The sequence below is a fragment of the Alsobacter sp. P4_H11 genome (assembly GCF_056400925.1).
On sequence record NZ_JBFUKI010000008.1, the window covers coordinates 111,234 to 129,911 of the forward strand.

20 protein-coding genes are annotated in these 18,678 nt (G+C 67.6%); 8 read left to right on the plus strand and 12 right to left on the minus strand.

Annotation, left to right across the window (positions count from 1 at the left end; translation table 11 throughout):
- Positions 1-65: 65 nt before the first annotated feature.
- The 9 genes from AC1DSZ_RS15655 to AC1DSZ_RS15695 are packed head-to-tail and all read right to left on the minus strand — an operon-like array spanning position 66 to position 8,892.
- Positions 66-1,265 carry a class I SAM-dependent methyltransferase gene (locus tag AC1DSZ_RS15655; RefSeq protein ID WP_476839273.1) on the minus strand — a complete coding sequence of 400 codons (1,200 nt, stop codon included), beginning with the start codon at positions 1,263-1,265 and terminating at the stop codon, positions 66-68.
- Between the two features lie 43 nt (positions 1,266-1,308).
- Entirely contained in the window at positions 1,309-2,697 is a 1,389-nt protein-coding gene (locus AC1DSZ_RS15660) for a sigma-54-dependent transcriptional regulator (RefSeq protein ID WP_476839274.1), read from the minus strand.
- Entirely contained in the window at positions 2,694-4,436 is a 1,743-nt protein-coding gene (locus AC1DSZ_RS15665) for a sensor histidine kinase (RefSeq protein ID WP_476839275.1), read from the minus strand. Before AC1DSZ_RS15665 ends, AC1DSZ_RS15660 begins: the two co-directional genes overlap by 4 nt.
- A 1-nt stretch (position 4,437) precedes the next feature.
- A complete protein-coding gene (locus tag AC1DSZ_RS15670; RefSeq protein WP_476839276.1) occupies positions 4,438-4,833 on the minus strand; it encodes a DMT family transporter in 396 nt (131 codons plus the stop codon).
- Positions 4,830-5,972 (minus strand): GNAT family N-acetyltransferase, encoded by a 1,143-nt coding sequence (locus AC1DSZ_RS15675; protein WP_476839277.1) that lies wholly within the window; start codon positions 5,970-5,972, stop codon positions 4,830-4,832. The genes AC1DSZ_RS15670 and AC1DSZ_RS15675 overlap by 4 nt, the downstream gene beginning before the upstream one ends.
- Entirely contained in the window at positions 5,969-6,817 is an 849-nt protein-coding gene (locus AC1DSZ_RS15680) for an alpha/beta hydrolase (RefSeq protein ID WP_476839278.1), read from the minus strand. The genes AC1DSZ_RS15675 and AC1DSZ_RS15680 overlap by 4 nt, the downstream gene beginning before the upstream one ends.
- Before the next feature lie 4 nt (positions 6,818-6,821).
- Complete coding sequence (locus AC1DSZ_RS15685; RefSeq protein ID WP_476839279.1) at positions 6,822-7,178, minus strand: hypothetical protein; 357 nt, start codon at positions 7,176-7,178, stop codon at positions 6,822-6,824.
- A complete protein-coding gene (locus tag AC1DSZ_RS15690) occupies positions 7,175-8,116 on the minus strand; it encodes an arginase family protein (protein WP_476839280.1) in 942 nt (313 codons plus the stop codon). Before AC1DSZ_RS15690 ends, AC1DSZ_RS15685 begins: the two co-directional genes overlap by 4 nt.
- Positions 8,113-8,892: an HAD-IB family phosphatase gene (locus tag AC1DSZ_RS15695; protein ID WP_476839281.1), complete on the minus strand. Its 780-nt coding sequence runs from the start codon at positions 8,890-8,892 to the stop codon at positions 8,113-8,115. Before AC1DSZ_RS15695 ends, AC1DSZ_RS15690 begins: the two co-directional genes overlap by 4 nt.
- A 154-nt stretch (positions 8,893-9,046) precedes the next feature.
- On the opposite strand from AC1DSZ_RS15695, the gene AC1DSZ_RS15700 reads away from it, so the two are divergent.
- Positions 9,047-9,865, plus strand: a complete 819-nt coding sequence (locus AC1DSZ_RS15700) for a MipA/OmpV family protein (protein ID WP_476839282.1) — start codon at positions 9,047-9,049, stop codon at positions 9,863-9,865.
- A 12-nt stretch (positions 9,866-9,877) separates the two neighbouring features.
- Here the strand turns inward: AC1DSZ_RS15700 and AC1DSZ_RS15705 are convergent, their stop codons facing one another.
- Positions 9,878-11,221 (minus strand): aspartate aminotransferase family protein, encoded by a 1,344-nt coding sequence (locus AC1DSZ_RS15705; RefSeq protein WP_476839283.1) that lies wholly within the window; start codon positions 11,219-11,221, stop codon positions 9,878-9,880.
- 374 nt (positions 11,222-11,595) lie between these two features.
- On the opposite strand from AC1DSZ_RS15705, the gene AC1DSZ_RS15710 reads away from it, so the two are divergent.
- Positions 11,596-12,081, plus strand: coding sequence for a DUF2147 domain-containing protein (locus AC1DSZ_RS15710; RefSeq protein WP_476839284.1), 486 nt, complete (start codon positions 11,596-11,598; stop codon positions 12,079-12,081).
- Positions 12,082-12,211: 130 nt separating this feature from the next.
- On the plus strand, positions 12,212-12,457 hold the full coding sequence (locus tag AC1DSZ_RS15715; RefSeq protein WP_476839285.1) for a hypothetical protein: 246 nt from the start codon (positions 12,212-12,214) through the stop codon (positions 12,455-12,457).
- Between the two features lie 11 nt (positions 12,458-12,468).
- On the opposite strand, the gene AC1DSZ_RS15720 is transcribed toward AC1DSZ_RS15715, so the two are convergent.
- Positions 12,469-12,819, minus strand: coding sequence for a hypothetical protein (locus tag AC1DSZ_RS15720; protein ID WP_476839286.1), 351 nt, complete (start codon positions 12,817-12,819; stop codon positions 12,469-12,471).
- 1,065 nt (positions 12,820-13,884) lie between these two features.
- Between AC1DSZ_RS15720 and AC1DSZ_RS15725 the strand changes: the two genes are divergently transcribed.
- Entirely contained in the window at positions 13,885-14,382 is a 498-nt protein-coding gene (locus tag AC1DSZ_RS15725) for a copper chaperone PCu(A)C (protein WP_476839287.1), read from the plus strand.
- A 44-nt stretch (positions 14,383-14,426) separates the two neighbouring features.
- Here AC1DSZ_RS15725 and gph read toward each other — a convergent pair whose 3' ends face one another.
- Positions 14,427-15,134, minus strand: a complete 708-nt coding sequence (gene gph, locus AC1DSZ_RS15730; RefSeq protein WP_476839288.1) for a phosphoglycolate phosphatase — start codon at positions 15,132-15,134, stop codon at positions 14,427-14,429.
- Between the two features lie 166 nt (positions 15,135-15,300).
- Between gph and AC1DSZ_RS15735 the strand changes: the two genes are divergently transcribed.
- The 4 genes from AC1DSZ_RS15735 to gorA all read left to right on the plus strand — a co-directional run bounded on the left by AC1DSZ_RS15735 (position 15,301) and on the right by gorA (position 18,676).
- On the plus strand, positions 15,301-15,738 hold the full coding sequence (locus AC1DSZ_RS15735; RefSeq protein ID WP_476839289.1) for a hypothetical protein: 438 nt from the start codon (positions 15,301-15,303) through the stop codon (positions 15,736-15,738).
- A 232-nt stretch (positions 15,739-15,970) separates the two neighbouring features.
- Positions 15,971-16,672: a ribose-5-phosphate isomerase RpiA gene (rpiA, locus tag AC1DSZ_RS15740; RefSeq protein WP_476839290.1), complete on the plus strand. Its 702-nt coding sequence runs from the start codon at positions 15,971-15,973 to the stop codon at positions 16,670-16,672.
- A 59-nt stretch (positions 16,673-16,731) separates the two neighbouring features.
- Positions 16,732-17,244, plus strand: coding sequence for a DUF2059 domain-containing protein (locus AC1DSZ_RS15745; RefSeq protein ID WP_476839291.1), 513 nt, complete (start codon positions 16,732-16,734; stop codon positions 17,242-17,244).
- A gap of 58 nt (positions 17,245-17,302) precedes the next feature.
- Positions 17,303-18,676: a glutathione-disulfide reductase gene (gorA, locus tag AC1DSZ_RS15750; protein WP_476839292.1), complete on the plus strand. Its 1,374-nt coding sequence runs from the start codon at positions 17,303-17,305 to the stop codon at positions 18,674-18,676.
- Positions 18,677-18,678: the final 2 nt, after the last annotated feature.

The following is an 18,678-nucleotide window of genomic DNA, read 5'->3' on the forward strand; positions in this document are numbered from 1 at the left end:
GGTCCCCGACCAGATGGTCCCGACGTCGCGCTAGCCCGTCATCGCGGGGCCCTGCGCCTGCGAGCTCAAGACGGCTTCATGTAATCACGCGTCAGCGGCAACGATCCCGCCGTCTTGGCGATCTGGATCTGGAAGACCACCAGCCCTTCGTACAGGAAGGCGCACTCGGCCGCCGCGAGATAGAATTCCCACATGCGGCAAAACCGTTCGTCGTACAGCGCCGCCGCGTCGGCGCGTCGAGCCTGGAAGCGTCTGGCCCATTCCCGCAGCGTCAACGCGTAGTGCTTGCGCAGAACCTCGACATCGGTGACGACCAGTCCGGCTTTCTCGATGTGCGGAATGATCTCGGATAGTGAAGGAATGTCGCCGCCCGGAAAGATGTACTTGTCGAGCCAGGGCGTGACGAAGCCCGGAGCATCCGACGAGCCGATGGTGTGCAGCAGCATCACGCCGTCTGGCGCCAACAGCTCGGCGACCTGCCGAAAGAACACTCCGTAGAACCCGACGCCGACATGCTCGAACATGCCGACCGACGTGATGCGGTCGAAGCGCTCCTTCAAATCGCGATAGTCTTCCAGCCGAAACTGCGCCCGGTCGCCGAGGCCGAGTTGCGCAGCGCGCGCTCGCGCGACAGCTAGTTGCTCGCTGGACAGGGTGACGCCGAGCACATCCGGCTTTTTGGCGTCCTGCGCCAGCGCCAGGGCCAAGCCTCCCCAACCTGAGCCGATGTCGAGCACGCGCATGCCGGGGCCGAGATCGAGCTTGGCGACGATGCGGCGCTTCTTTTCGGCCTGCGCCTCCTCGAGGGTGGCGGAAGGATGGGGAAAATAGGCGCAGCTGTATTGCAGATCGTCATCGAGGAAGAGGCGAAAGAGCCGTGCGTCGAGGTCGTAGTGATGGGCGACGTTGCTGCGGGAGCGCCGGCGAACGTTGTTCCGCGCCAGGCGGCGCAGCCGAAAGCGAGCGGAGTCGACCGCCCGCATCAACAATGGGGGCGAGCCGGATTCCGCGTTGGCGTAGATTACGCCCAGAAGGTCCCGGATCGACCCCTCTTCCAGAACGAGCCGTTCGGACATGTAGAGTTCGCCGAAGCGCAGATCGGGATCAATCAGGAAGGCCCATTGCGCCCCCGCGTCCGCGAAGCGAAAAGCGACCGCTGGCCCCGAACCATCGCCAAAACGCTCGCTGCGTCCCGACGCGAAGGTCACGGTAAGGGCGCCGGAGCGTATGGATTTGCGAAGCGCGGATGCGAGGATGGTTTCCATGGCGGGGGTCCAAGCCGAATTCGACGGCGGAGGCGCGCCGGCGTCAGTCTCCCGCCACCGCGCGGGTGACGCTGATGCCGAGCTTCTTGACGCGATGCCAAAGGCTGCGTTCGGTGATGCCCAGGATCTCGGCCGCGCGGACCTGCACGCCGTTGGTCTGCTTCAGGGCGGCGATGATGCGCTGGCGCTCGAACCGGGCGCATTCGTCGTCGAGGTCCATCGGAAAGACGATGTCGCCGCGCGAGCCGCTGGGGCCCTGGGTTTGCCCGATATAGGGCGGCAGATCCGACGCCTCGATCACGTCGCGCCTCGCCGAAAGCACCGATCGCTCGACGCAGTTCTGCAGCTCGCGGATGTTGCCCGGCCAGGGATAGGCGCACAACGCGCGGACGGCGTCCGGCGAGAAGCTGAGCCCCTTTTTCCCGAGCGCCGGGCCGAACTCGGCGACGAAGCGGTCGAGAAACAGAGGGATGTCCTCCCGCCGATCGCGCAGCGCCGGCAGCGGAATGGCGAAGACGTTCAGGCGGTAGAAGAGATCGCCTCGGAATTGGCCCGCGGCCACCATCTTCTCGAGATCGCGGTTCGTCGCCGCGATGATGCGCACGTCGGTGGTCTTGCTCAGGGTTGATCCGACAGGCTCGTAGACGTGGTCCTGCAATACCCGCAGAATCTTGGCCTGCAGGGCGAGCGGCATGTCGCCGATTTCGTCCAGAAACAGCGTCCCGTTGTCCGCCTGCCCGAAGCGGCCGACCCGGTTCGCGACCGCGCCCGTGAAGCTGCCCTTCACGTGGCCGAAGAACTCGCTTTCCAGCAACGCCTCGGGAACCGCCGCGCAGTTGACGGCCACGAACGGGCCGGCGCTGCGCGGACTGTTGAAGTGGATGGCGCGCGCCACGACTTCCTTGCCGGTGCCGCTCTCGCCCGTCAGCAGGACGGTGGTCTTGGCGGCGCAGACTTCGCTGATAGATCGGAGAACCGTCTGGAAGGCGGGCGACACGCCGACCAGGGTGTCGAACCGATGCCGCCCCTCCAGTTCCTCGCGCAAGCGGGCGTTGTCGCGCAGGGCGTCCTGCAGGCGGAGCGCGTTGGAGAGCGTCGCCGTCAGGTCGTCCAGTTCGATGGGCTTGTCGATGTAGTCGAACGCGCCTTCCTTGATCACCGCGACGGCGTCGCGCACGCTGCTATAGGCCGTCATGATCACGAGCGGGATCTTGTGGCCGCGCCGCGACATTTCGGCGAGGAGCTCGCGCCCGCCCATCCCGGGCATGCGCAGGTCGCACAGCACCAGGTCGACAGGATCGCGGTCCAGCGTCTGCAGCGCCGCCGCCCCGCTCGAGGCCGTCAGGGCGCGGTAGCCCATCTGCTCCAGCATTCCCGCCAACACGTCGAGAAGCTTCGGCTCGTCATCGACGATGAGGATGGAGTGGGTCATGCGGGCGCCGCTTCATGTTCGGTTGCGGTGGGAAAATTCAGCTCGAACACCGCGCCTGTGGGGCCGCCCTTGTAGGCGACGGCTCCGCCATGCGTCTCCATCACGGCGAAGACCTTGGCGAGGCCCAGCCCCGTTCCGGTGGCTTTCGACGTGACGAAGGGGTCGAACAGTCGCGGCGTGATGTCGGCCGGCACGCCGGGGCCGTTGTCGGTGAACACCAGCCTCACCGAGGCGCTATCCTGGCTCTGGCGGATCGAGAGCTTGCCGCCGCCCGAAAGCGCGTCCAGGGCGTTGAGGACGAGGTTCAGCACGGCGTCGTAGATCTGCCCCGGGTCGCCGCGCACCACAGCGTCGGGCGCGTCGTCGATCAACGAGATCGCCACTCCGCGGCGCTCGGCCTCCTGCTGCACGAACGCGATCGCGCGCTCGACGACGTCGGCCGGCTTCAGCAGAACGGCGGCCTGGGGCGTCTTGGCGAAGGACAGGAAGTCGCGGATGAGCGCATCGATGCGGCGCACTTCCTCAACCACATAGCCGAGGCGGCGAACCTCCGCCTCGTTCAGGCTCGTCGAGCGCTGCAGGAGCTCGGCCGTGGTCTTGATGATGCCGAGCGGATTGCGCACTTCATGCGCGAGCCCGGCCGCGACCTCGCCCAGCGTCGACAGGCGCTCCTGGCGGCGCAACCGCGCCTCGACGTCGCGTAGGCGCGAGAGCTCGCGCGTCATCTTGTTGAACGCGTCCGACAGCTCCGCGACCTCGTCGCGGCCCGCCACCGTGACCTGCTGCTCGAAATCGCCGGCCGAAACGGCGCGCACGCCGTTCGCCAGCTTCAGCAGCGGGCGCACGAGCTGGCGTGACAAAACGAGGGCGCCCAGCACAGCCAGCGCCGAGCCGACGATGAAGATGGCGACGAAGATGTTGGTCCGGTTCACCCAGCCGGCGATGCCGATGTCGGACCGAAGCCCGCAGAAGATCACGCCCAGCAACTGCTGCTTGCTGTCGAGCAAGGGCGTGTAGACGCCCATGAAATGGCCGCCCTCGGCCGCGCGCCTGAACACATAGGGCTCGCCCTTCACGAGCGCCTCGGCCACCGCCGGCCGCAAGGGCCTGTCGACCTGTGCGCCGAGAGCCGACGAATAGAACTGCACCAGGCTGTCCCCCTGGCGGTAGTACAGCCGCATTTCGAAGGACTTCAGCGCGTTGATGTTGCCGATGTAGTTCTCGTCGATGAAGATCCCGACCAGCAGGTAAATGCGGTTTCCGCCGCGTTCGAACGGCCGCAGCGCCCCCGCCATCAGCATCGGCTTGCCGTTGATCCGCACCGTGTAGAGGGTCGCCTCCGCGCCGATCGGGGCCTCCTCCAGGCCGGAAACCTGGCGCGAGGCGTAGATCGCCTTTTTGTCGGCGTCGTAGACCACCAGGACGTCGTAGCCGAGTGCGTCCATCAGCTTCTGGACGCTGGACGGCAGGGCCGTGGCGGAGCCGTCCGCGACGGAATCGATGCTGCCCTGTTCGATCATGCTGTCGGCGATGCCGATCGCCTCCCGGCGTTCGTCCAGCACATTGCCGAAGAAGAAGCGGGACGTTTCATAGAGCCAGACCTGCAAGCTCGACTCGAAGGTGTTGACCACGAGCTGGGTGGCCAGCTCCGTGGCGACCAGCATGGGCGCGACGCTGACCAGCATGAAGGCGATGATCATCTTCAGCCGGATGGATCGAAAGCGCCCGAAGCTGCGCACCTCAATCGTCCTCCGTGCCGAGCAGGACGATGCCAGCGATGATGATGGCGACGCCGGCCCAGCGGAGCGCGCCCACATGCTCGCCAAACAGCACGGCCGATGCGGCCGTCACGCTGACATACACGATCGAGGTGAGCGGGAAGCCGAGGCTGAGCGGCATGCGATCCAGGATCGTCATCCAGGCGGCGAAGGACCCAAGATAGCCGATGACGCCGATCCATGCCCAGCCATTGGTCGCGGCGGCCCAAAGCCAGGCTTCCGGCGGAACGCCCTCCATGGCCGAGCCGGCCGCCTTGAGGGCGACCTGCGCGAGGGTTTCGCACAGCACCAGAAACGTCCAGGCGACGCCAGCCAGGATCGTCGCCATACGGCCGCCAGCCTCGATGCGCTGGGTCATGTCTGGCGCTCCATGAGGCTCGCGATGGCCGGATCGAAACGGTCGAGCCTCACGATCCGCGCCACCACGCGAAGGCAGGCGTTGATGACGCGATTGCGGTGCCGGAACAGCAGCCAGTTCGGCGACAGCCGGCAACCCAGCCTCAATTTGGAGGCATAGAACGCCTGTCCGCTTTGATAAGTCGCAATGCCGCGCTTCGCGCAATATTCAACGTTCTCGATCCAGCTGAGATAATAGAGGTTATAGCGGCGCACCGCCGGGTAGTGCATGCCGATGTACTTGTCGACGAGGTGGGTCGGCGTTTCGATCAACAAGTTGAACGCGACCAGCGCGTCTCCGGCCCAATACAGTACGATCGTGGCGTTGGGCATGTGACGCAGCACCGCCGCGAAGTAGTTCGGCGGCAGGTGCTCGAATTGCAGGTCGCTATGTGCGACCGTCTCGGCGTAAAGCGCGCCGACAGCCTCGACCACGTCGTCGACGCATTGGCGCCGTTCCACCCGGAGGTCTTCGCGTACGCGCATCTTGCGGCGAAGGTCCTTGCGGGTCGCGCGGCTCAGCGTCGCCAGATATCCGTCGAGGCCGCCGGCCGGCATGTCCAGCATGCCGGTGGGCAGGCCAGGGATCGGCTGGTAGCCGCGTTCGTCCGTAACCCGTCGCCAGAGCGGCATGGCGCGCTCGCCGGCGTCCTTGACGGCCATCAGCCCGCACCCCTCGGCGTCCGCCATGGCCTCGAAGGCGTCCAGCATCAGCGCCAGCAACTCCGGCTCGCGCTCGGGCTGAACTGTCGGCGCGAAGCCGATATGGCAGCGCTCCGCGACCGGTGACCCCAGGGCCGCGAGCCGCAACGTCATCAGCCAAGGCAGCGCGCGGCTGAGCATGCGGGTAACGCGTTTCAGCCCGCCCTGGACGGTGGTGTCCAGCTCGTAGCGCGTCAGAAACGCCGGAACCACGGCCAGCACCTCGCCCTGGTCGCGCAGGACGACGTATCGCCAGTCGAAGCCCGGCGGCCCGGCCTCCTCCACGGCGCGATAGAAGGCCCAGGTCTCGGCTTCGCCCGGGAAGCAGCGGTCCCAGTCTTCGCGAGCGACCGCCGCGATGGACCGTTCTATCGTGGTGGTCGCGGAGGGGCGCCTCATCGGCCTTGCACCCGACGCAGCGGGATGGGGCTCTGCCGGACGGTTTGCTGCGGCGCATGGCGACCCAGGAATTCCACCGAGTGGTCGATCAGCCGGGCCTTGTCCAGATCCAGCGTCACCATGTGGTAGCTGTCATCCAGGATGACCTTGTCCACGTCGCCGCCCAGGCGGCTCGCCAGGTAGTCGGCGTTGCGCAGGCTCGTCATGTCGTCTTCGCGCGCGTGGACCACCAGCGCGGGCGTCCGGATGGAAGGCAAAGCCTTCTTCACGCGCGCGATCAACCGGTGCAATTGCACGAGGCTGCCGCCCGGGGTGGCGGCGTTCCCCGCAGCCGCGCTGTCGCCCTGCTGCATGGAACGCATCAGGCGCCCGCGCAGACGGTCGTCCTTGATGCCGTAGGGCGCGCTCTCGACGAAGCGGATCCACCGCGAGAACCCCAAGGCAAGCGCCGGCTTCAGAAAAACACGCGTGCGCGGGATCGCCCAGCCGTCGTAAAACAGCGTGGTCGAGTACAGCAGCAACCCGGCGACCTCGCCGGGCCGGTTGTGCGCGAGATTGAGCGACAGCAGCGCTCCCATCGAGAGCCCACCGACGAACACCGTCTGATGGCGCTCGCGCAGCTGGTCGAACGCGCGCTCGACGCTCCGGCTCCAGTCGCGCCAGCCGGTGCGCAGAAGGTCGTCCTCGGATCCGCAATGGCCCGCAAGCTGCACGACATGCACCGTGTAGCCCCGCCGCGCGATCGCCTTGGCGACGCCGCGCATTTCGGAGGGTGTGCCGGTGAGCCCATGGATCAGCAGCACGGCGGTGGGCCCGCCCTCGAGGGTGAAGCTGTTGTCGTTCATGTGGTCAATCCGTTCCGGCGCTGATGCACACCAGCGCGACGCCCAAGGTGATGATGGCGGCCCCAAGCCAGCGCCTGCCGGAGACGCGCTCGCCCAGGACGAGGCGGCTGGTGGCCAGCACCCCGCAATAGGCCAGCGCGGCCACCGGAAAGGCCACGCTGAGCGGCGCCATGGAGAGCACCGCGAGCCACAGCAGGAGTTCGACCCCGTATGCGGCCACGCCGGCGAGCGTCGCCGGACTGGTGACGACCCTGCGCCAAAGCGGTCCCTCGGCGCTGACGAGCCCCAGCTTGAACGCCGTTTGGCCCGCCACATCGAGGATGATCGTCAGACACAGCAGAAGCGCGAGGATGGGGCTCACAACACGTGCTCCAGCAGGTCGAGCAGCCGCGCGTTGACGACGGCGTTGATGGCCGTGGAAGCGGGCGGACGCCGCGGCTGATCGAGCAGCGCCTCGGCCCACTTCATCGGCTGGAGATGGCGCGGCGGTGAATAGTCCCCGCACAGGTCGACGCCGACGATCCGTCGCTCGTTCGCCAGTCGGGTGATGGCGCTTTCCAGCAAGCCGAGCGGCAGCGAGCCCTGATCCCAGTTCGTGGCGGCCTCTTCGGGCCCGAGCACGTCCTTGTCGATGGTGAGCCAGACGCATCCCGTCGGGATCGTCGCGATGATCCGGGCCATGGCGACGTCCCAGTCTTCCTCGGCCAGGTTGCGCCAGACGAGACGGCCGCCTTCGATCCTATGGCCGGGAAGCGGAGGCGCCTGATGCGGAAGGCGGGTCGGCGAGCGACGCCAGGGGTGGATTTCGAGCCGCCCTGATGCGAGCGCGCGCATGTTCGCGCCGGCCCGGTCTGGCCTCTCGAGATCGTCGCTGCAGCAGCCGATGGTGACCACACGAACGACCTGCGGCATGCCGAGGGCCGCATTCACCCACGAGCCGCAATGGCGGCGGGGAAACGTCCAGGCCCAGTCGGGGTGGTTGTCGAAGTGCACGACCGTGAGCGGCTCGCCGCGGCGCTCGAGCAACGCCGCCGTGAGGTGGTGGTAATCGCCCGAGCCGAGCAGGAAGATCTCCGGCGCGTCTCCGGGCGCAGGCAATCTCGCCTTGAAGGCTTCGAAGGCGGGCCGCCAAGCCCACAGCCGCAGCGCTCGCCCCAGGTCGCGCATGTCGATCGTCGCGGCCAGTCCAGCGTCCCGACGTGCGCATACGGGCGCCTGCTCCAGCGCGGACCCGTCGAGGTCCAGAACCGTCACGGTCGGCGCCGGCGCGGCGCGGCGGGCCAGTTGCGCGCGGGTCACGACGCCGCCCTCATCCGCAACTGCGCGAGATGCGCTTCCAAGGCGCATCCGAGATCGTCGAAGCTGGCGAAGGCGACGTGCGGCAGGCCGAGATCGCCGCAATGGCGCAGCAGCGGCGACGGCCCCTCGGCGCCTTGCTTGGCGAAGACGATGTCCGCACGCTTGGCCACGCAAATGTCCGACCGCCCGTCGCCGATCACCACCGTGTAGCGCACCGGCGCCGAGCCGCCCGACCAGCATTTGCAGTGCGCCGCGCCATTCAGGCATCGGGCGTCGGCGAACGGCGTCGCGAGCGACCACGCGCCGTCCTCGCCGCGCAACAGCCGGTTGGCCCGGATGGGAAGGTCAAGGCGGCTTCTGCCCAGGATGCGCCGGATGGCGTAGTCCAGCCCGTCGCTGACGATCTCCAGCCGAAGCCCCATGCGGGCGCAGCCTCGGGCGAACGCGACGAAGCCGGGCTCCACGTCGACCCGGTCGAGCAGACCGTCCAGCTCGCTCCAACCGCCGCGCATCAGCGCGACCTGCCGGCGCATGCACTCGCCCGAGCCGATCGCGCCCGAGCGCCATAGCTCCTCGACGTGCAGCCATTCCGGGGCGGCAAGTTCCGACAGAACCAGGTCGGTGACGTCTTGCGCCGTGATGGTGCCGTCGAAATCGCAGAGCACGCGGACGCCGGGGCAGGCCGATGCGGAAGGTTGGTTAATGACCATGCAGGCTCTATGGCAACCCACGTGCCAACTGACCCAAACCCGCAAGTGGCTGTTATTGCTGAACAAACTAATTGGATTTGCAGCAGGGCACGTGGTGGACCTCCAAATTTTGGAGGTCACTCCCAATAACCGTGCTCGGATCGCGAGGCGTAACGAACTAGAATGCCGACGACCGCTCCTTTGCGCGAGCGCCTGATAACCTGTGCGTTTCGAGATGCCCGTGCGTCACCATCGCCTCCTGCCGTTGCTCGCCTGCTGGATGATGAGCGCGCCTGCCTGGGCGGCTGATACGCCCGCGGTGACAAGTCCGCAGCCGGCGGCGGAGTGGATCGTCACGCTGGGCGTCTCGGCCGCAGTCGCCCCGCGCTACGATGGCGCCTCCTTGTACGGCCCCTATGCGCTGCCCTCGTTCAGCATCCGGCGATCCGATGAGGCCGCGGGCTTCTCGGCTCCGGACGACGGGTTCGACTACACGCTTCTGAGCGGCGACCGCTGGGCGATCGGCCCGGTCCTGAACCTCAGAGGTGGACGCTACCTTGCCTCGGATCGGCGGCTTTATGGCCTGCGCGACGTGCCCTGGACGGTCGAGGCCGGCGTCTTCGCCGAAGTCTGGCCGATCCAGAACCGGCTGCGGACGCGTCTCGAGATCCGGCACGGGTTCCGCGGCCGGGCTGACGGTTTCGTCGGCGACCTGTCGGTCGACTGGGTGGAGAAGTTCGGGAGGTTCACGTTGTCGGGAGGGCCGCGGATGTCGTTCGCGGACGCCGACTACATGGACGCCAATTTCGGCGTGTTCCCCACGGAGGCGGCCGCGAACATGCGCGTTCGGGCGTTCGATCCCGGCCCGGGCGTCAAGTCGCTGGGGCTCGCGGCCGCCTTGAGCTACGCGTGGTCCGATACGTGGACCACGACGGCATACGCCCGCTACGACCGCCTCGTACGCGACGCAGCCGCGAGCCCGATCGTGCGACGCTTCGGGTCGCGCGATCAGTTCACGATTGGAACCGAGCTGACGTTTTCCTTCGCGGTCGGCCGGTGAGCCGGCGCAGCCTCACACGCGCCGGCTGAGCTCCGCGGCGACGTCGCGAGCCGCGTCGAGCGTCGCCTCGATGTCCGCGGTCGTGTGCGCGGACGAGACGAACAGGTTTTCGTAGGCGCCCGGGTGAAACAGGACGCCGCGAGCCAGCATGCCGCGCCACCACAGGTCGAAGAGACCCTGATCGGCGAAGCGCTCGGCGTCGCGATAATTCCGGATCGCATGCGTGGTGAACCACACCTGCATCAATGGACCGATCCCGACGACCCGGGCCGGAAGGGCCGCGGCGTCGAACACTGCCTGGAGGCCGTGGCGCAGTTGATCCGACACGGCGTCGAGGTCGCCGTAGAACCGGGGCCGCGCGAGAATGGCGAGCGTCGCGTTCGCGGCCGCGACCGCGATGCCGTTGGCCGTGTAGGTGCCCGCCATGGAGACCCGGCCGTCGCTGACGAGCGCCATGATCTCGCGTCGACCGCCCAGCGCGGCAACCGGAAACCCGCCGCCGAGCCCCTTGGCGAATACGGACAGGTCCGGCGTGACGCGCAAGCGCTCCTGTGCTCCCCCCAGCGCCAGCCGAAAGCCGGTGATGACCTCGTCGAAGATCAGGAGCGCGCCGGCCTCGCGGGTCGCCTCCCGCATGGCTTCGAGGTAGCCGGGCTCGGGAAGGATGCACCCCGTGTTGCACATCACCGGTTCGGTGAGCACCGCCGCGATCTCGTGTCCCTGGGTCTTCAACACCGCCCGCAGAACCTCGGGATCGTTCCAGGGGAGTATGATGAGGTTCTGTTCGACGCCTGCCGGCAACCCGGGCCCTTGGGCGACGGGACGCGGGCTCGAATCCGGCCCGGCGGCCGCGATGCTGGGATGCTTGCTCCAGTACACGCCGTCGGAAAACCCGTGATACATGCCCTCGAATCGCACGATCTTGCGCCGCCCCGTGAAGGCGCGCGCCAGCCGGGTGGCGTAGAGCACCGCCTCGGTGCCGGTGTTGCACAGCCGCACCTGCTCCACGGAGGGAACCGCCGCCACGATCTTGTCGGCCAGGGTGGCCTCGTCGGCGGTCGGCAGCGCAAACACGGTTCCGCGCGTTTCAATGAAGTCGACCACCGCCCGCGTGACCTCCGGCGGCCGGTGGCCGAGGATCATCGGGCCGAGCCCCAGCAGGTAGTCGGTGTAGACGTTGCCATCGACGTCTTCGAGCTGAGATCCCGAGCCTTTCGCGACAAACAGCGGGTAGGGCGTCCACCCCGACCAGGTGGCCCGCGCGGTGCTGTTCACCCCGCCGGGGATGACCTTGGCGGCGGTGTCGAAGAGCGCACCGCTGACGGCCGTGCGGGGGTGCTTGGGTACGAAGTTCATGAGCGTCTCTCAGCAGTCGACCAATCCGGGATGGCCAAGGCGCAGAAGTATCCAGCGCAGCAGGCCATCGGGTTACGGGACGACTTGGCAATCCCCATGCCACGCGGCGTTGATTAGAAATTCCTTCGCTGATTGAACGGCATATTTACTTTACGTGTGATCGCAGCTTCACCCGGAACAACAAAATTTGGAGCCGCCATCAAAGCACGGAGTATTCCGGTTCAGCGGGTCTATATACAAATTCCCAACATTGTGTCGGTGCGAATACTGTTTACGCGGGTGCATCGCTTTGCGAGCTTGGTGGCCGTTGGGCTCATGACTCACACGAATTAGTCCGCGCGCTTTCCGCCGAGCTCCCTCCAAGGACCCCGCCTTTGCAAAATACGGCTCGAACCCTGCACCGCGCGTTGTTCTGCGCCTGCCTGCTGGCCGCGGCGCTTTCGGCGGCCCCAACTCGCGCCGCGCCCCCGGACCCGATCGTCGGCGTGTGGGAGCAGGTCGACGAGGATGGCGACGTCGGCGCCCTCATCGCCCTGAAGGAGCGTGGCGGCGCCATCGAGGGCGTGATCGTGAAGCTCTTCCCGGCGCCGGGGGAGCCTCCGAATCCGGTCTGCTCCGCCTGTTCGGGCGCCCTGCACGACGCCCCGCTCCTTGGCCTGACGGTCGTCGAGGGTCTCCGTCGCATCAAGGAGCGCTACGAGGGCGGCTCCATCCTGGATCCGGATACCGGCGAAACCTACCAACTCACCGCCGTGCTCGCGGCGGGAAACCGCTCACTGCAGGTCCATGCCTACAAGGGCGTTTCGCTGCTGGGCCGAACCCAGCAATGGCGGCGCGCAGCCCAGCAACCGCGGCCGTGAAGGCGACGACGCTGCCGCCTTTCGCCGCAACCGCTGGCTTCCTGCGCGCCGGCCGGTGGTCACGCGCATCCTCCGGAACAGACCGGCCGTCTGCACTGTTGATCTCCACACACCCGTCGGGAGAGAAACGATGCAGAACAAGAGCCTTGCGACCATCGCCCTTACATTCACGCTCGTAGCGCTGACGCCGCTGGCCGCGCAGGCGCAGCGGCGCGCGCCGGCCGGCCCCGCCATCAGCGGCGAGAGCACGATGCGCACGGAAACGCCGCGCGCCACCAATCCCACCGTCGGCAACACGCGCGGGCTGAAGCGGATGTTCAACAGCTTCGGTTCGAAGCGCTCGCCGCGCGGCGCCTCCAAGCGCGCGCCGCTCTGACGCGTCGGCTATTATTTAAGGCGGCGTAGCTCCACGGGCGGATAGCCCGGCCGGCTCACGCTGAGCTTGTCGCGCTCGAGATAGCCGACGAGCTGCTCCGGGCCGATCGCGAACACGACCATGTTCCCGGCCACGCTGCGGATCTGCAGGGGCGCCCGCGAAAACGGGCGCTCCTTGTCCATGTTGCCCTGCATGCGCTCGAAATCGATCAGCAGGTAGATCTCGCCTCCCGTCCAGCGCCCGTTGAGGCGCTTCAGGAGGTCGCGCTGCGGGTTGGCCGCCCAAGCATCTCCCGCCGGGCCGCTCGCAATCGCGAGGGCCACCCACAGCCGGGCGCATGCTTTGCGGTAATCTCGAGCCATTCAAAATGCGCCTTCGCTCGTACTCTCAGGTAAAAACAAAGCGCGCGAGCGTTGCAGACCTGTCGTGACGCCAATCACGGTTCCGTTCGGCTGCATCCCCGACATCCACAAATTCGCCGGTTCAAAGCCGGTTAACCTCGTTGACTTTATAATGGCGTATGGTCGAATAGCAAAAAAGGCCACCCACGGAGATGAAAAGGACCGTGGGGCCATTGGGGAGGGATGTTCGATGTGGGTGCTCATTTTTGCGCTCGGTTGTTTGGCTATACTGCTCGAGCTCGCAGCTCGTGCTCCGCTGATCGAAGAAGCCTGATCGGCGGCAGAATTGTCGGTTCGATCTTCTCCGGAGTTGCATCCGGAGCGGCGACGCTAGCTTAGAAAAATCCGCTCGCAGCCGGCCGCGCTGCCCCTCGCAACGGAGGGAGCCCGACACAGTGTCTCGGGCCTTGGCGGGCCGCTCCGGCCCGTCGAAAATACCGAGATCCCCGCAATGTCGCGCTGATCTTTGCGCTGCGGCAATCACGACGCCGTATCGCTCCGCTGTCCGATTGGCCGGTTGCCCGTCACATGGTACAGGCCGCTCACCAGCAGTGCGCGGGCATCGGGGACCAGTGGTGAGCGCAAGGCGTCGAGACGGAGCGATCAAGAGCGCAGCCCGCGTGGCGGCTGTGCTCGTCATCGCGTACGGCCTCGTTCTCAGCGCCCTGGTCTCGGCGTGGGCGGGCGGACGCCTTGATCCCACGCGGGCGCAGGCCTTCCTGTGCCTCTCTGCGCCTGTCGACACGAGCTCGCCGCATCCGGCCGACCCGGCCCACGATCACTGCCTCGCGGGCCCCTGCCACGCGGGCTGGGCGCCCGCTCTGCGGTCTCTTCCAGCGGCCATTCAGCCAGACGGCGCCGTCGCCCTGGCCTTTGCGGGCCCCCCATCCGCGCCCTCACGGCGCGACGCTTTCCCGCCCGCGTCCCAATCCCACCCTCGCGCTCCTCCGGCGTCGACGCGCTTCAGCTGAACCGTTTCGACGATCCTTCCCAAAGGTGGGCGCTCGCGCCCCGGAGTTCGCATCCATGATCCGCTATCGCATTCTCGCAGCCGCGTTCATCGCCGGCTGCATCGTCGCCGCGCCCGCCTTCGCGCATGGCTACAAGCTGGGCGACCTCGTGATCGGCCACCCCTGGGCCCGCGCCACGCCGGCCGGCGCTCCCGTCGGCGGCGGCTACCTGACGATCGAGAACACCGGCCAGACCCCCGATCGCCTGGTCTCGATCAGCAGCGACGCGTCGCCTCGCGCGGAAGTCCACCAGATGAGCCATCAGGACGGCGTGATGACGATGCGCCCGGTCGAGGGCGGCCTCGTGATCCCGCCGGGAGGCAAGGTCGAGCTGAAGCCCGGCGGCTACCACGTCATGTTCATGAAGCTCGGGAAGGGTCTCGCCGCCGGCGAAACCGTGAAAGCCGTCCTGACCTTCGAGAAGGCGGGCAGCATCCCGGTTGAATTCAAGGTCGAGGCTGTCGGGGCCAAGCCTGCGCCCGCGCCGGCTGCAGGCGAACACGCGACGCATTGAGCGCCGGCCCGGCGGTCGGACCCAGCTTCCGGGGCTCGAGCCCCTTACGCGACGGCGCTCGTCACCCCATGGTCGAGCGCCGCGATCGCGTCGAAAAGCGCGTCGAAGTGGTCGATGATCACGTCCGGGCCCAACTCCGAAACCGGCGTGTCGGTGTATCCGAACGTCACCGCCACGGCGGGAAGTCCCGCAGCCCGGGCGGTGTCGATGTCGGTGCGTGAGTCGCCCACCATGATGGCGCGCCGCGGGTCGCCGCCGGCGCGCTCCACCGTCAGAGTCAGGTGCCTGGGATCGGGCTTGGCGTACGCGAAGCTGTCGCGCCCGCAAATGGCCGCGAACCGGTCGGCCACGCCGAGCGCGCGCAGCAGCGCCACCGAGTGCAACTCGACCTTGTTGGTGCACACCGCGAGCCGGTGCCCCGCCGCCTCGAGCCGATCCAGCGACTCCAGCACCCCCGGAAACAGCCGCGTCTTCACGGCGAGATGTTCGGCGTAGTGGTCGAGAAAATCGACGAAGAGCCTGTCGAGCTTGTCCGTCGCGAGATCCCGCCCGCCCAGCGCGAAGCCACGCTGAATCATCGCCCGCGCGCCGGCGCCCACCACGTCCCGGGCGCGTTCGACAGGCACGGTGGCGACGCCTTCCCGAACCATCAGCACGTTCATGGTCTCGATCAGGTCGGCGGCCGTGTCGGCCAGCGTTCCGTCGAGATCGAAAACAACGGTCGCGCGGTCGTTTAGGATGTGTCTCGCCATCGTGGAGATTTGAAGGATCACGCCGGACGCGTCAATCGGCGGCCTTAAGTGTCGGTTACCATTCATTAACCATGCCGACCCAGAGTTCCGCCGAGGCGTGCATCCGCCGCCGCGGGCCGAATCGGCTGCGGGGCGCGGCGCAACGCGAAGATCATACGAGGCGACGATGAAGCGGTTTCTTTCCATTCTGCCGGCGATGCCCGCGCTGGCGCTGCTCGGCGCAGCCGCCCCGGCCCTGGCGGGGCAATTCGAGTTCATTCCGGCCCCGCAGACCGATCTGAACCGGATCTACCGGATCGACCGCGTGACGGGTGAGGTCGGCGCCTGCCAGTACGGCCAGAAGGAAGGCACCTTCGGCGTCACCCTGTGCTTCCCGGCCGGCGAGGGCGCGGGCAAGCAGGAGCCGTCCGAATACAGCCTCGTTCCCTCCCGGCACGAGCGCGAGGGCGGCGTGTTCCGGGTCGACGCCCGCAACGGCGCGATGAGCGTCTGCTACGTCTTCGACGAGAAGGTCGTCTGCACGCCGCCCGAGAAGGGCGCCGTCGCCGACCTCGGCGGCCGCACCGGCGCGGCCGACACGACGGGAGCGGTTCGCAAGCCCTGAGCCCCCGAAGGGCCTGTCGTACGTGGCAGGCCTTGATCTCGCTGCTTTTCCGGCGCACCGCTGACGTGCTAGGGGATGCCGTCCCGTTGGCTTGAGGCCACGCGGGCGCCCTCTGTCGCGGGCGGGCTGACCCGCTCGTCCGAAAAGCGGAACACGGCATGATCGCGCACACCGCGCCCGTCTCTGGACGGCGCATCGAGATCCGTCTCCCGGCCCGTCCGGAGAGATCACGGTGAGCCTCGACGCCCTGAAGCGTGAAGCCGCCGCCAGGGCGGTCGCCGTCGTCCAGCCCGGCATGCGCCTTGGCCTTGGCACCGGCTCCACGGCCAAGCACTTCGTCGATCTGCTGGCCGAGCGCGTTCGCGACGGCCTGTCGATCGTGGGCGTGCCGACCTCTGAGGCGACCCGCGTCCAGGCGCAGGCCCTCGGCGTGCCGCTCACGACGCTGGACGAAACCCCGCAGCTCGACCTTACGGTGGACGGCGCGGACGAACTGGATGGTCGGCTGCGGCTGATCAAGGGCGGCGGCGCCGCGCATCTGCGTGAGAAGATCGTCGCCAACGCGTCGCGCCGGATGATCGTGATCGCGGACGAAACCAAGCGCGTGGAGACGCTCGGGCGTTTCCCGCTGCCGCTGGAGGTCGTCACCTTCGGCCTGGGCGCCACGCGCGTCGCCATCGGCAAGGCCTTGGAGGCGTCCGGGTGCGCCGGCGAGCTCACCATCCGCAAGCGGCAGGATGGCTCGGTCGTCCTCACCGACAGTGGCAATCTCGTGCTCGACGCCGCGCTGGGGCGCATTCCCGATCCGGAAGATCTGGCGGCCCGGCTGGACGCCATCCCGGGGCTCGTCGAGCACGGTCTCTTCATCGGCCTGGCGAGCGCCGCCATTCTGGCGACCGCTTCCGGCATCGAAATCATCGGGGATCTCGGCTGATCCGAGATCCCGGCCTTCCCTCGTCGCGCCCGTCGCGGCCGTCAGACAGGAGACGCATCGTGTCGTTCACAGCAGCTTTCAATCCCCGCTCCGCCCTCGCGGCCGCGGCTCTCGCCCTGGCGCTTTCGACGGCTCCGGCCCTGGCCCAGCAGCCTGCCGCCACCCATCTCGCGGTGGCGCGCGAAGTGGTCGTCGCGTCCGGCCTGTCGCGCTCGTTCGAGGCGATGGTTCCCCAGTTCATGGAACAGATGAAGTCGAGCCTGCTCACGACGCGGCCGGAGATCACCAAGGATCTCAACGAGGTGCTCGCGAAGCTGAAACCCGAATTCGAGTCGCAGCGCGAGGACATCCTCAACGCGGCCGCGCGCACCTTCGCGGGGCGCATGAGCGAGCCGGAGCTCAAGGACGTCGCGGCCTTCTACAAGTCCGCATCGGGCCAGAAATACGTCTCCGTCCAGCCCCAGGTGATGGATGACCTGTTCGGCCAGATGCAGGCCTGGAGCCAGCGCCTGTCCGAATTCATGATCGGCCGCGTCCGCGCCGAGATGAAGACCCGGGGCGTCCAGCTGTAAAGCTGACGTTTGCGGGATCGGCTTGGGCGAGTGGCGTAGGGCAGGGTGGAGATCCTCGATGGCGGGCTATGATGTCGACCTTTTCGTCATCGGGGCCGGATCCGGAGGCGTCCGCGCCAGCCGGATCGCGGCCGGCTACGGCGCGAAGGTCATGGTCGCCGAAGAGCATCGCATCGGCGGCACATGCGTCATCCGGGGCTGCGTGCCCAAAAAGCTCTACGTTTATGCGAGCCGCTATGCGGCCGAGTTCGAGGAAGCCGCCGGCTTTGGCTGGAACGTGCCGGAGCCAAGCTTCGATTTCGGCAAGCTGAAAGCCGCGAAGGACCGTGAGATCCTGCGGCTCGAGGCTGCCTACCGCGCCAACCTCGAGCGCTCCGGCGCGCAGGCGATCGCGAGCCGCGCCGTGATCGAGGACGCGCATACGGTGCGCCTGCTCGCCGATGGCCGCCGCATCACGGCGGAGCGCATCCTGGTGGCGGTAGGGGCGCATCCGTTCGTCCCCGAGGCCATGAAGGGCTGCGACGTCATCGAGACGTCCAACGACATCTTCGAATGGGACAGCCTGCCGAAATCCGTCGTGATCGCGGGCGGGGGCTATATAGCGGTGGAGTTCGCGTGCCTGCTGGCTCGTCTGGGCTCGGAGGTCACGCTCGTCCTGCGCGCCGACAAGGTCCTGCGGGGCTTCGACGAGGACCTGAGGGATGCCCTGATGGCGCAGCTGCCGTTCTCGGGCGTGCGCGTCGTCACACAGGCCGAGATCGCCAGCATCGACGGGCGCATCGGCAACCTGGCGGTGAATCTCACCAACGACCAGTCGATCGCCTGCGAGCGCGTCGTCTACGCTACGGGGCGGGTGCCCAACACGGCCGGGCTCGGCCTGGAAGCCGCCGGCGTCGAGCTGGACGTGGCGGGAGCCATCCGGGTCGATCGCCACTCGCAAAGCACGGCGCCCTCGATTTACGCGGTCGGCGATGTCACCAACCGGGTAAACCTCACGCCGGTCGCGATCCGCGAAGGCCACGCCTTCGCGGACACGGTGTATGGCGGCCGTCCGACCGAGGTCGACCACGCACTCGTGCCCTCGGCCGTGTTCACCACGCCCGAGATCGGCTCCGTGGGGCTCACCGAGGCGCAGGCGCGAGCGCGTTGCGAGATCACCCTGTTCAAGACCTCGTTCCGGCAGATCAAGGCCACGCTGTCGGGGTCGCAGGAGCGAACCTTCATGAAGATCATCGTCGAGAAAGCGACGGATCGCGTGCTCGGCGTGCACATCATGGGGGAGGGGGCGGGCGAGATGATCCAGTGCGTCGGCATCGCGGTGCGAATGGGCGCCACGAAGCGCGATTTCGATATGACGATGGCGGTTCACCCCACGGCCGCCGAGGAGCTCGTGACCATGCGGACGCCCTGGGAGCCGCCCGTCGGGGCCTGAAA